This window comes from Demequina sp. (assembly GCF_016278775.1).
GTDB lineage: Bacteria > Actinomycetota > Actinomycetes > Actinomycetales > Demequinaceae > Demequina.
The window spans coordinates 1-12,592 of the sequence record NZ_JADQBF010000041.1; the positions used below are offsets into that span (position 1 = coordinate 1).

General features: G+C 65.5%; 16 protein-coding genes and 1 tRNA gene. 4 read left to right on the forward strand and 13 right to left on the reverse strand.

Going from position 1 to position 12,592, the window contains the following annotated elements:
- Positions 1–129: 129 nt before the first annotated feature.
- The 4 genes from QZZ33_RS05940 (at position 130) to QZZ33_RS05955 (ending at position 2,062) form a co-directional block, all read left to right on the forward strand.
- Positions 130–975: a tyrosine-type recombinase/integrase gene (locus tag QZZ33_RS05940; RefSeq protein WP_291378850.1), complete on the forward strand. Its 846-nt coding sequence runs from the start codon at positions 130–132 to the stop codon at positions 973–975.
- A 51-nt stretch (positions 976–1,026) separates the two neighbouring features.
- Positions 1,027–1,227: a hypothetical protein gene (locus QZZ33_RS05945; RefSeq protein WP_291378851.1), complete on the forward strand. Its 201-nt coding sequence runs from the start codon at positions 1,027–1,029 to the stop codon at positions 1,225–1,227.
- A 171-nt stretch (positions 1,228–1,398) separates the two neighbouring features.
- Positions 1,399–1,620, forward strand: coding sequence for a hypothetical protein (locus tag QZZ33_RS05950; RefSeq protein ID WP_291378852.1), 222 nt, complete (start codon positions 1,399–1,401; stop codon positions 1,618–1,620).
- Positions 1,621–1,678: 58 nt separating this feature from the next.
- Positions 1,679–2,062 carry a hypothetical protein gene (locus tag QZZ33_RS05955; RefSeq protein ID WP_291378853.1) on the forward strand — a complete coding sequence of 128 codons (384 nt, stop codon included), beginning with the start codon at positions 1,679–1,681 and terminating at the stop codon, positions 2,060–2,062.
- A gap of 119 nt (positions 2,063–2,181) precedes the next feature.
- Here the strand turns inward: QZZ33_RS05955 and QZZ33_RS05960 are convergent, their stop codons facing one another.
- The 13 genes from QZZ33_RS05960 to QZZ33_RS06020 form a co-directional block, all read right to left on the reverse strand.
- Positions 2,182–2,526 carry a hypothetical protein gene (locus tag QZZ33_RS05960; protein WP_291378854.1) on the reverse strand — a complete coding sequence of 115 codons (345 nt, stop codon included), beginning with the start codon at positions 2,524–2,526 and terminating at the stop codon, positions 2,182–2,184.
- 24 nt (positions 2,527–2,550) lie between these two features.
- Positions 2,551–2,623: transfer RNA gene (locus QZZ33_RS05965), tRNA-Met, on the reverse strand.
- 34 nt (positions 2,624–2,657) lie between these two features.
- Positions 2,658–2,936 (reverse strand): hypothetical protein, encoded by a 279-nt coding sequence (locus QZZ33_RS05970; RefSeq protein ID WP_291378855.1) that lies wholly within the window; start codon positions 2,934–2,936, stop codon positions 2,658–2,660.
- 3 nt (positions 2,937–2,939) lie between these two features.
- A complete protein-coding gene (locus QZZ33_RS05975; protein ID WP_291378856.1) occupies positions 2,940–3,701 on the reverse strand; it encodes a M15 family metallopeptidase in 762 nt (253 codons plus the stop codon).
- A gap of 2 nt (positions 3,702–3,703) precedes the next feature.
- Entirely contained in the window at positions 3,704–4,396 is a 693-nt protein-coding gene (locus QZZ33_RS05980) for a hypothetical protein (protein ID WP_291378857.1), read from the reverse strand.
- A 9-nt stretch (positions 4,397–4,405) separates the two neighbouring features.
- A complete protein-coding gene (locus QZZ33_RS05985; RefSeq protein ID WP_291378858.1) occupies positions 4,406–5,251 on the reverse strand; it encodes a hypothetical protein in 846 nt (281 codons plus the stop codon).
- A complete protein-coding gene (locus QZZ33_RS05990; RefSeq protein ID WP_291378859.1) occupies positions 5,248–6,381 on the reverse strand; it encodes a hypothetical protein in 1,134 nt (377 codons plus the stop codon). The genes QZZ33_RS05985 and QZZ33_RS05990 overlap by 4 nt, the downstream gene beginning before the upstream one ends.
- Complete coding sequence (locus tag QZZ33_RS05995) at positions 6,381–7,172, reverse strand: hypothetical protein (RefSeq protein ID WP_291378860.1); 792 nt, start codon at positions 7,170–7,172, stop codon at positions 6,381–6,383. The genes QZZ33_RS05990 and QZZ33_RS05995 overlap by 1 nt, the downstream gene beginning before the upstream one ends.
- Positions 7,169–9,832, reverse strand: a complete 2,664-nt coding sequence (locus QZZ33_RS06000; protein ID WP_291378861.1) for a hypothetical protein — start codon at positions 9,830–9,832, stop codon at positions 7,169–7,171. Before QZZ33_RS06000 ends, QZZ33_RS05995 begins: the two co-directional genes overlap by 4 nt.
- A 176-nt stretch (positions 9,833–10,008) precedes the next feature.
- Complete coding sequence (locus QZZ33_RS06005; protein ID WP_291378862.1) at positions 10,009–10,506, reverse strand: hypothetical protein; 498 nt, start codon at positions 10,504–10,506, stop codon at positions 10,009–10,011.
- 18 nt (positions 10,507–10,524) lie between these two features.
- Positions 10,525–11,124 (reverse strand): hypothetical protein, encoded by a 600-nt coding sequence (locus QZZ33_RS06010; protein WP_291378863.1) that lies wholly within the window; start codon positions 11,122–11,124, stop codon positions 10,525–10,527.
- Positions 11,125–11,134: 10 nt separating this feature from the next.
- Entirely contained in the window at positions 11,135–12,163 is a 1,029-nt protein-coding gene (locus QZZ33_RS06015; RefSeq protein WP_291378864.1) for a phage tail tube protein, read from the reverse strand.
- A 3-nt stretch (positions 12,164–12,166) separates the two neighbouring features.
- Entirely contained in the window at positions 12,167–12,586 is a 420-nt protein-coding gene (locus QZZ33_RS06020; protein WP_291378865.1) for a hypothetical protein, read from the reverse strand.
- Positions 12,587–12,592 lie beyond the last annotated feature (6 nt).

A 12,592-nucleotide genomic window follows, 5' to 3' on the forward strand; every position in this document is an offset into this window, starting at 1 on the left:
CGCGCGGCACCTCGCCACCGTGTCCCGCCTTGAAGACCGTCGCCCACAGCCCGACGCGGCGTGACCGTTTCCCCAGGCAAACCAGCGAGCCGCACCCTCCACAACGGGGTGCGGCTCTACGCTCTGGGCATGCAGACCAGGGCGCTATCGCCCGCCTGGCGGGGGGCCATTGACGCATGGGTACCAGCGCTCCGCACACGCGGGCTCGCGGACACATCCGTCCAAGCACGTGTCGAGCACGTCAGCACGCTCGGCAGAAGCATCGGAATCGAGAACCCATGGGACGTCACCCGCGACGACCTCGTGGACTGGGCCGGACGCCAGACGTGGGCCAGTGCCACCCGCCGATCACGACACGTCTCCTTCGGCCAGTTCTACGACTTCGGCCGCGAGCGCGGTCATATCCTCGACTCCCCCGCCGACGCACTGTCACACGTTCGTGCATCCGCGGCTAACCCGCGACCCATCCCTCACGACATCTACGCGGCCGCGCTCGAAGTTGCAGACGACAGGGTGGGCCTCATGTTGCGCATGGGGTTCGAGGCCGGCATGCGGCGCACCGAGATCTCGCTCGTGCACGCCCGCGACATCACCCGCGACCCCGGAGGGTGGACCATCAGGATCCACGGCAAAGGCGCCAAAGACCGCGACGTGCCACTCAACTACTCTCTGGCCCTGGCGCTACGCACCGCCTGCCTGGCGGGCGGAGGGTGGTGCTTCCCCGGAGACGACCACGGACACCTCAGCGCAAACTACGTCGGCAAACTCCTTGCGCGAGCACTACCGGATCCCTGGACCGCTCACACGCTGCGCCACGCATTCGCCACCGAGCTGCTACGCCTCGGCGTGGACCTTCGCACGATTCAATACCTGCTCGGCCACTCATCCGTGGCCACCACGCAGATGTACACCAAACCCGCGGACGATGCGCCTCGAGCGGCGATCACCGCGCTGCGCGAACGGTACGCGGGGTAGTGCGGTCGGGCGGATCGGGACAACGCCCATCCGAGTCACTAGGCTGAACTCATGAGCGAATCAAACGAAGTGACACCCGCAGCCCGGGCCACCTTTCCCTGGTGGGGAATCGTCGGCGCGATCGCAGCAGGCCTAGGCTTGCTCGGACTTCTCATGGGCGGCCCCAACTGGAAGAGCTTCACGTGGATGGGGATCGGAGGCGCCTTTGTCCTCGGAGCCCTCATCGTGAAATCACTCAAGGACCCGCGCTAACCCCGCCGTTCCACCGCACAGAGACCCCTCACCCTCGCCATACGGCTGATGGGTGAGGGGTCTCTGTGTCTCCCCTCCCGGTTTGACGTGATAGGTTTTCTATCGTATACTTTAGGTACGAGGTCAGGCAGAAGGCCAGACCGAGACCCACAGGGGATTCAAATGCAGAACATGTTCTCAGACCACGAAGTGCTAGTGGCCCACAGCATCGGCGAAATGGCCGGGATGCTCCACATTGATGGTGGACCCCGCGCAGAGCGCAAGGCCCGCAACGCCGCCCAGACTCTCGCTGAGGACGTCGCCGCGATCGCGATGTTTTCCCTGCCAAAGATGGCGGTCTTCCGAGGGATGGCAGGCAAGATCGCCGCAGACCACGTCCGCAGATACTCATAGGGAAGGGGGCCCCGGGGAAACCCGGGGCCACACCCCCTCCGACACCACAGGAGACACCATGCACAACCCGACCGAAGACCACATGACCGGCGCCGAGTTCCGATGCCTACGCGAACACCTCGGCCTCACCGTCGCCTGGATGTTCGACTACCTCGGCGTCGGCGAGGCCACCGTGAACCGGTGGCAAGACGGCAAGATGAACATCGCGCCCGGCGCCGTGGAAGACGTGCTCGAGCTCGAGCAGATCGCGACCAGAGCCGTCGACGCCACAGTGGCAGAGCTGCAAGGCGAGGCGGAGCCCGTGCTCCAGGTGCCCCGCACCGATGCCGCACTCCTGGCCGCGGATCCCAAGAACATCTACCCCGCGTCGTGGCACCGCGCGATCGCCTCCCGCGTCCGCGAGCGCGTGCCGGCGCTGCGCATCGAGTACTTCGCCGAATAGGCGACACCCCCCGTGCGTTCGGCCTGAATCCCCGGGACGCACAAAACGCCCCCTCACGCTGCCCGGTCGAGCCGGTGCGTGAGGGGGCGTTCGTGTGTGACCACCTAGGTGTGGCCGCGTCACATAGTTGCGGGAGGACCGCGTGCCGACGTACCGCCGACAACAGTGCCGTAATCCGGCGGTGCCGGCAGACCAAGCATCAGACCGCCAAACGTCGCGAGCCACGGCAACTCGAAGTGTGTGCCGAGCTGCTCGAGACCGCGGGCGACGAGATACCAGGCGATCGCGCCGACGAGAGTGAAGACCTCGACGAGCGTCGTCTGTGCGGACTCATCAAGATCGAGACCCCATCGTGCGAGCTGACCGATGACGAAGCCCGCGACGATCGGCGCCGCAGTGCGGACAACCGACAGCCAGAAGCCGTTGAACTTCGACACGAGAGTGTTGAGCATGGTGGTGAACATGTCACCTCCTTCCTTGAGTGTTCGTGGCGCTGGCAGGACTCGAACCTGCGACCTCCGGGATATGAGCCCAGCGAGCGACCAACTGCTCCACAGCGCTAGGTGCGGCGCCCCAAGCGAGGCGCACGCGATGATCAGACAATGTGTGGTCGAGGTGGTGGTGGTGGTGGCTTGTGGTGCCAGATGTGATCCTCGAGCACGTCGATGTGGTCACCCTGTGCACGCTTGATTAGAGCGTCCGCTTCGCGGGCCGCCCACAACACGTTGCACCGGTCTTCCCACTTCGCGTCACGGTCCTCGAGGTCCTTGATGCGTTGCTGATACCGGTTGGCCGCGGACTGCCTCGCGACAAGCCACGAGCCCCCGATAGAGACGGATGCCGTGATGAGGACCGCGGCAAGGGTGGTGTCCACGTGCTAGACCTCTTGACGAGAGGCGGCGACCTCCACCGTGATCGTGGGCGATCCCGCACCAGGCACGGTGGTGACGTCGACGGGGGGCGACAACTGCTCCCGCATCGCCTCAGAGGTCGCGATCACCGCTTCGAAGTGAGCCTGGGGAAGTCGCTTGAACTCCATCTTCGGGAGCGCGACAAAGCCGTAGTAGGCGGCACCCGAGATCAGCCGGCACAACCCGTTGTCGGCGTTGAACAGGAACGTGCGCGCATCCTTCTTCGAGTCCTCACTCGCAATAATGACCGTGGCCATCAGATCCTCCTGTGGTTGGAGCGCCGTCACGGGCGCCGGAGCGTTCAAGTACTTGTCTTTGGCTGGGAAGTACTCCCAATGCCACTTCTCAGAGCGGACCGTGCGACGCCACCCGCGGCGCTTGCCGTGCTTGTTCATCCACGCCCACGCCGCCGAGGCCGTTGCAATGTCGAGCGCACGACCTTGTTCATGGATCGACGTGCCCGGGACCGCAGCCATCGCCATGCCCGGCTTGCGGTAATACGCGCGACCGTTGTACACAAGCCGGTCGTAGCGAGGCACCCCCAGCACGCGCGCATAGGCAACCTTGGTGGTCTGGTACCTCGCCAAGAAGATCGCCCGCTGCAATGAAGTCGGCCGGTACGACGAGTTGAGGCCACCTGCAGGCATCCCCGCGAGAATGCACCGCGCATACGACGCTGCTGCAGACCTCTCGAGCGAGTGCCCGGGAGCGATCGAGACGATACTCATGGTCACGTGGTCTTGATGGGATAGACGAGGTGGATACCCAACGCAGTCGTCCCGGACGCGGCAGCGAGCAACTGGCCGTCCGGATGCATGCGTGCCACGCCCGACGCCTCAACCTGACCATCAGGACGAACGTCGTCCGGCATGGTCGCGATCAGGTTCAGCGCAGCCCACGAGGACTTGGTCGACACCCCGTTGACCGTGACGAGCCCCTTCGTCACCCGATACTTCAACGACTGCCACTGACCAGATGTGGCGGGCGTCCACCCCGAGCCGTTCGTGAAGTCACTCAGCCACCCGGTGGTGTAACGCAACCAGGTGGTGCCCGAATACAGGTACTCAACATCCGTGTCGACCTGGAATCCCAGATCACCCGACGTCATGCCGGTCGCCGCGGTGCGGTCGGCGTCGTCCGCCCACACGTAGTGGCCAGACGTCGAGATGAAGTTGTCACCGTCGACCGTCCAGATCACCCGATGCGCCGCCGGCAGATCCGCCTGGTAGAAGAAGATCGGCGACGACGCCGACGGCACCACCGCCGGCGTCGCGGCCGCCAACGACGCCAAGAGCGTCGTGCGCGCCGCCGCGTCAGCGACAGGGAGTGGGTCACGGATGGTCAGCGACAACTTGTTGAACGCAGACCGGGCCGGAGCATCAGTGGATGCCGGCACATTGTGGCCAACGAGGTCGATTCCCATGGAGAGCTCCTAGACAGGTCGGGTGTAGTTGACTTTGAGGGCCATGCCGTCGGCGTCGGACGTGCCGCGCACTGCGTTGTAAGCCGACGAGCCCACACCCACAGTCGCGAGCGCCTGCAGGGCGCCGGTGCGGAACGACTCGAGCAGCGTGCCGTCGAGCGCCAACGTGGTGACCGCGCCCTTGGCAAGCGGCGCGGGGTTCATCGTGGCGCCCGTTGCGGCTGGCGCTGCAGAGGCGTTCGTGTTGGTGGCCGCACGGATCACCATTGCGGGGCCTGGCGCCGACGCCAGGCTCGCGTCACGGAGCGTCAGGGTGATTGACTCGATCGAGGTGGCGCCCAGGTCCTTGATCTGATTGCCATACAGGGCAAGGCCGTAGAGCTGGCCGGAGCCGAACCCGTCACCCTGGTACAGGGTGGCGCGGCCGCCATACTCGGCGCGTTCGGCGTTCCACCGGTCGTAGGCGTTGCGCACGACGCGCCACGTGCCCGTCCATGTCGGCAGGATTGTCGCCACGGCCGTCTCGGTGGTCGCGCCCTCGTTCGGTGCGTCCGGTAGTGTCACGCCCGGTGTGCCTCCCACACGGCCCAGGCAGATCATGCCCGACGCGCCCGGCAGTTGCTCGCGAAAAACCCAGACCATGTCGCCCACCGTGTAGGAGCCGGCAAGATACGGGATCCACACACCGGAGGAACCATCGACCGACACTTGCACTCGGTTGGTGCCGGTGTCGACGTCGATGAGAATGCCGGGCTTCAACTGGCTGGCGTCCGACGCCCGTTGAATGCCGCGCGATTGCAGGTCCACCTCGCGTGCCACATCGAGGGCGGATAGGCGCAGTGTCTGGTCGCTCACGAGATCACCGCCACATCTAGCCGCATTGCACCGTCGTCGTAGGTCAGGGGCAAGTCCAGCCCGACGACGACGCCGACGATGTCCACACCCCACGACCCGTCTGCAGCTTCGTCGGCACGCACACGCAGCACGTCGCCGAGCTCGATGCGCGGATCCGGCGGCAGTTCGATCGGGATCACCTTCGCCGGACGCAACGCCGACGCCAGCATCGTGTTCGCCGCAGCGAGGCACTGAGCCTCCGTGGTCAACAGGGGGGAGGCAAAGAACTTGCGCTTCACCCTGAATCCCGTCGACGTGGCCGCGAACGGCCCCGTCATCTGAATTGCCTCAGCCCACACCGGTGGTGTCGACGGGTCATCCGTCACGGCACCGCGAGCAACCACCGCGTTGAACACACCGTCACGGGTCCGCCGGCGAGCTTTGCCCACCACCACCGGGTAGTCGTTGCCCGGACGACGCTCACCCTCCGACAACGTCAACACCGGTTCGGCATCGTCCGCCACCTGAGGGGCAAGCACAGCCTGCCCCGATGGCCCGGGACGCAGTACCGCGGGGATCGCATCAGCGATCGTGTAGAGATTGTCGAGACGATCCTCCGACCACTGCAACGACTGAGGGCACGCCCGGTCCGCGAGCGCCGCATCTATCGCAACCGGCACGCCCGCCGGGACCTGGCGCCGGAACTCAGAGAACAGGGTGCCGTCTTCACGCGGTGCCAGAGGTGCCGGCAGGCGGTCGTCGGCGATGACCTGGAACACTCCCGCCGCGACGACCGACAGCACGCCGGGTGAGTCCTCCGTCGTCTCCTGGATCTGGAAGCGACCACGGCGAGTCTCATACGCGATGCTTGTGACGTCAGACGTGACGATGACTGTGACGTCCAGCTCCTGGCCGAGTGGCGCCAGCGGGTGCGTGACGTCGCCCTCGCCGGGCAACCAGTCAAAGCCGTCAACCACGCGAGCGACCGTGAACCGCAACTGGTCAGGTACAGCGTCGTCCGCACGCCACACGGGACGACCGCCAATGAGCGGCACGGAGGAGGCCAACAGCTCACCGCCACGCCACGACGCGATGCGGGACGTGTAACCACACGACCCGGCAAGAACCTCAGAGGGTGCACCGTCAAGCATCAGAGTCTCGCCCCCCAGTCCTCACGGTCGAATCGATCCCAATCGAACGGCGCCCACTCCGTGTCGAAGTCCGCCCACGTCGCGGCCGCGTACACCGTGTCGAAGTCGTCCCACTCGAAGATGAACAGCACCGTGCCGGGCTCTGGCTCATCGATGACCTGATGGGGTAGCGACCACACCCGCAGTTCGCCGACCGCACCCACGAGCTCGTGGTCCCAGTCACCGACCGAGATCACCTCGACCGGGGCGAGATCCCGAAGGCCGATCTGCTGGCGTCGCACGATCGGTGCACCCGACGACAGCAAGGCCTCGAGCGCGCTCGTTGAACTGGCAGACTCGGTCTCCACCGCGAGCGGCTTCTCGGGCAGCGAGGTGACGTCATGCCGCACCACCGGGCCACGACGGCCCGTCACCTGGAAGAACGCCCGCCGCGTCCGGAAAGACTTCGGATCCGTGAACGTCGCTACCCCGACCGGCACGATCTTGTCGCCCGACAAAGATTGGAACACACACACCGCACCCGAGTACTCGATCGAGAACGGCGCCGCCTCGTACACGTCCAACCCGATCGTGACCTTGTAGGTGACTGAACCGCCCCACGGCACACGAGAGTCCGTCAGCACCAATTGCGTGCCGTCTGACGTGCCCTGACCGCCCTGCACAGGCCACTCGTGGTCGCCCGCCGCACCCACCACGGTGTACACGTCGCCGTCCGCCATGCCCGAGACGACGACCTGGGCGAAAGGGGGCGAGCCGCCCGTGAGCTCCGCCGCTGAAATTGTGACGCTCATGGACGACTACCGCCCCTCATGACTGCTGACCGTGACTGCTGTGTGAACCGTGCCGAATCGTCGGCTACGCCCCGCATCGAACCCAGGAGCGTGCCGTCGACGTCGTACAGGTTGAAGACCGCGATGCCACCCGACGTGGGGTTCGCTGCCGTCCGCGACGCCGACAGACCCGTGTAGGGGCGCAGCATTGCGGACGACGCCGACAGACCCGTCACCGACGGTGTCCCACCGCCGGCATAGCCGGCACCGATCAGTGCACCCAACACACCGCTCACGTCACGCCGGTTGACGGCGTCCATGTAGTCGGTGCCCCAGAAGTGGTGAGCCGGAGCCGAATGCACGTACTCGTCATCCGACAACCACGCAGGGATCGAGTCCGACGTCCACGTGCCAGGGCCGCGCACCGGGCCACCATCCGCGAACGTGAGCCCACCAGTGCCGCCAGCACCCGTCGCCACGCGGATCCTGTTGTCACCCGTGATCGAACGCAACGTCGCCTGAATGCTCGTGAGATACCGGTACGCGTCCGCATACCCGCTCAGCGAGATGTCCGTCACGATCTCCGTGGGAATCAATCCCAGCTCGTCCGCGTAGGCCTCGGCCTCGGTCGTCGTCGCACCCATCTGCGTCGCTGTGTCGATGAACGCCTGACGGCCCTGCGTCATCCGGTCCGTCAACACGTACTGCGACTCACCAGCCTTCACCCCGGCGTCGATCCAGTCCCACGTCGACGACGCGATCTCGTCCAACGCCGCCTGGTTTTCCCGCCCCTTCTCGGTGTGAACGTCGAGCGTCTTGCCGTTCTCCTCGATCCCCTCGGTCGCCGAGGCATAGGCGTCGTAGAACTCTCGCAACGCCGCAGACTCGTCCAGCACCAAACCCGCAGCCTCACGCTGCGTGTCGATCTGCTTCTCGAGCGCCTCTACCAGCGACATGACCGCATCGGTAGCGTCGTCCGTCGCGTCCGTTTGATCCTCGGTAGCGTCAGCCGCCAGGCGAGCCTGATTCTCCGTGTCCGCGAGCGCGTCCGTGTAGGCCGGCATCAGTTCTTTCAGTTCGTCGACGCTGCCGCCACCGGACTCCCACTCGGCGACCAGCATCTCGAACTGATCTGCAGCGTCCTGCGCGTGGCCACCCGCGACGAGCCCAGCAAGGGACTCACCGATCACACCGATCTGCTCGATCGACTTGGTGCGTGCAGTGTCACCGCTACCGCCAAACAGGTCGCGGATCGACCCACCCACATCGCTCACACGATTCAGGAGCGACGGATCGCTGATCCTTCTCGCCGCGTCCGCAAGAGAGTCAACGTCGCCGGAGAGCCCCCCAAGGTCACCCACGCTCTCCGAGAAATTGAACGTACCCTGCAGGTCGCCCCCAGCTTCCGCCATATCCAACAGCGCCTGCGTCGTCTCAGCCGCGGAGAGAGTGGCTTCGTTGTGCGCGCCGGGAAGCGCCTCGACGGCCTTCGTCAGCGCGGCAAGGCCGATCAGCGCGCCCGCGATGACGCCACCTCCACGGCTCAGCGACTTGAGGTTTGCGGCATGAGTGCGCGTAGCGGCGGTCGCGGCCGACGTCGCCGTGGCGTTCGCAGCCGTCACGGCGGTGTTTGCCGCAGTCGCCGCCGTGAGCCCTGATACGGCAGCGGTAGCCGTCGCATCCGCAGCCGCGTCCGCAGCCTTTAGTCCGATCGAGCGACCGCGAATCGCGGTGCTGGCCTTAGCCGACGCGACCCACAACCACTGCGCACCGGCCGCGAGGGTCGTTGCCGTCGTGTGGATCTTCTGCCAGTTTGCCGCAACCGCGATCGTCGTGGACAAAGTACCGATGGTGACGGCAAGCACCTTGGTCTCAGTTTCGTGCTCTCCCATCCACTCCAGCGCTTCCAGGCCCGCAGTCGCAACATCGGTCACGGCCGGCAGCAGCTGCTCACCGAAGCGAGCGGCCAAGTCGGTGCTGGCGCCCGAAAGCTTCTTCTGCATGCCTGCGAGATCATCGGACGTGCGCGCAAAGTCACCCGTCGCGTTGGCAGCGTCGTGCTGGATGATTGCCAACGTCGCAGCAACCTTCTCCTGCTCCGTCAACTCTGAGGCGACCTTCTTGCCCGACGCGGCGAGTGCCTCCTGCTGCACACGCGCGGTCGAGATGTTCGGGATCAGCTTCTGGAGCGAGTCATACTCGCCCCGCATCGCACCCGAAATCCGTTCGATGACGTCTTCCGTGGGGAGATCACGGAACGAGCCGAGGTCAGCCGCCAGCTGCACTGTGGTCTGCGACATGTTGGCCGCTTCATCCTCGGCGAAGCCGAGTTGGGTGAACATGTCACCAAACCCGGCCGAAGCCTCAAGTGCTGCCTGCTTCGACAGACCCACCGTCTTGTAGGCGGTGTCGCCCCACTCGAGCATCGCGTCGGCCTGATCACCGAACAGCACCGTCGTCATGTTGACGGTCTCGTTCAGGTCACGTGCCGCACCAATCGACTTAACCGAGAAGTACCCCGCTGCCGCTGCGAGCGCGACGAACTGTGCCGTGCCGGCCTTGCGCAGCCCGTCGAGGGCGCGCTCCTGGGCGGCAAGCTTGTCCGACATCTTGTCGAAGACCTTGGACGCGTTGTCCTTGGCCAGAATGTCGAAGATGATGTTCGCGGAACGGGACGCCACAGTGCACCTCCCGTCGGCGTGAGTTGGCTATTTGGTGGTCAAAGCGTCAAGGTCCTCGCAGAACAGCAAGAACTGCTCGAGGGTGAGAGCCCACACGTCGCGGGGCGACAGGTGGTAGATCCGGGCGAACGCCGGCAGGCGGAGATGTACTGAGTTTTCGACCGACGGCTCAAGCGCTACTGGTGGCCAGGAGACTCCGACGTCGGCTCCGTGGCGCCGTCGGAGGCCGGAGCGGAACCCTTCGACGGAGGCTGAGGGTCCGCGTCATCACCCTCGGCAGCGTCTTCGTACTCCGACAGCAAGGCTTCGTCCGCGGCGTCTTCTGAGATCACGTGGAACTCAGAGACACCCATCTCACACACCTGCTCCCACGCCACCCGGTAACCGGCCCTGCGAAGCGTGGCGAACACCGAGAGCTGGTTGGCGACCACGTCATCGGCGCCCGTGATCTCCGACGGGGGACCCGTGTACTCCTTGCCCTGGCGCTCCAACTGCCGCTCGTACGAGTCGAGAGAGATGCGGCGCAGCAGCGCGTGAAGGTCAGCCATCCGCCACTTCTTCGCGGTAAGAGCCTCCGACAGTGCATCCATGGGCATCTTGAGCGGCGGCACGATCGGCAGTGCCTCACCCGCCCACGGCAGAGTTGTGTCAGACGGTTCGAACATGTAGCGCATGGGAACGCCTCCTGCTTTCTAATTGACGGGATGAGACTTGATGGTCTTTGCGGCGTTCTCCACCACGGCGATTAGGGCTTCGCGGGCCTCGTCGATGCCGCCAGCAACACCACGTTGGAAGTACTGGTTACCGGCCTGCTCAACACGCTGCTGGCCACCAAAGACGGGATGGCGCCACTTCTTCGCGTTCAGCGCCTTGTTCGCCCAGAACGGCTTAGCCGACGCCACACGCACAGCAGCACCACGCCCCGTGCGGGGCGTGCGCACCTGCGTCGTCAAGTTCGCCGCGACCTGGTCACGCAACCCCGTGTGGTACCCACGGGCTGACGCCTGCGAGTTCACGGAGATGATGCGCGCCCCGCCCAACTCGCGGGCACGCGGGCCACGACGGTAACCACCACGGCGGCGTTGCGGCATCGAGTACCGAGTACTCGACACCACCCCGCCTACCGCCTCGTGCTGCAGGATCTGCCGTTGCGCTTCGATGATCGACTCGCCGGTCCCACGCAGGGACCGGCGCATGTCCGTCGCCAGCTTCGGACTGATTTCCTTCAGGTCGTCAACGATGCCCCGCAGATTCGTCTTGACCTCATACAGCGACGCATCCGACGTGGCCATGGCGGACCCGCTAGACCGCGGTGTCGGTCGACTGGTAGCAGACGTACACCGGCGACGTCGACGCCGTCAGGAGGTCAAGCCCAACGAAGTTCATCGACGTGACGATCGGGGCACCGTTGCCGTCCTGAGGCAACGTGTCATTGAACACGATCGCCGGGACGTACACCTGCAGCGTCGGCTTCGACGAGGCACCGATCGTGGTCGGGTGCTCGAAGTTCAACAGCAACGACAGCCGCGTCTGGTTCAGCAACGCATCACGCATCGTGGTGCCCTGCAACTCGATGTCGAGCGAGCCCGACACGTCGAGCATGCCGCGCTCCGAGGTGCGGGTGCGCTTGCCCGCCCCACCCAGGTTGAAGCCCTGACCGTCCAGGTTGTTCTTCAACGTGACCTTGCCGCCCTTGACGAACGCCACCGGGTCACCCGCAGTCGTCGCCAATGTGTTGTCCGTGGGCTTCGTGACGGTGGCACCGATGTAGATCTCACCGCCGACAAACGTCAACGGCTCAGCATCCACCACATACGACGGTGACGCATACGCCTCCGACGTCACCACCTCACGCGAGATCCACTCCAACGCCAGCTTCACGATCGGCGACGCGAAGTCGATCTCCAACTGCTCACACACCGAGCCCGGGAACGTGTACGCCTGCACCGTGCCACCACCCACCGGGGGCAGACCCTTCTGGATCGTGTAGGACTTCGCAGGGCCCGTGTCGGCCGGCGTGTGCACCTGCAGGTACACGCCCGTGTCAGCCGTCTCGGTCACGGTCTTCGTGCCGAGCACCGCCTCAAGCCACACGCCCAGGCCCTTGGTGACGGCCTCGAGGCCGATCTGACCGCCCGCGTCCACCTTCTCCAGCACACGGCCAGCCGCACGGTTCATCCGGGCGCCCACACGCTTGCCCTCAGACTGGGCGTAGGTGTTCTTGAAGTTCATGGACTCCGAGATGAACTCGGGGAAGCGGTCGACGGTGACGGCAGTGCCGAACACCGACTCCTCCTTGATACCAATCGACGAGTCGAGAACGTTCGTCATGACTTACTCTCCCTTGGTTTCCGACGCGTCCGACCCGGCGTCGATGCTGTCGTTGTCTTCACCGCTGTCACCATCTCCGGCGGCGTGAAGGATCGGGATCCCGTCCTCACCCACTCCAACCACACCGTCACCCTCGACGACGGCTGGCGCCGTTGCCTCCATCAGCTCCGGTTTCGTCATAGCCGCCGCCCCCTCCACACCCAGGTGCTCGGCGTGCGCAACCCACGCGGGCTTCTTCGCGTTGTCAGCGGGACGCTGCGACGGGTCGTCGACGGAGCCCACCGCTCGCCAGACGTCGCCCTGGCGGAGCAGGCGCTGGGCGTGCTCGGGAGATACCTCCACCACTTCGCCGCGCTTGACAGAACGCGCCAGCAGGGGCACGTCCAGGTCGCCGACCGGCGACACGTTCTTGATCTTGACCACGGTGGC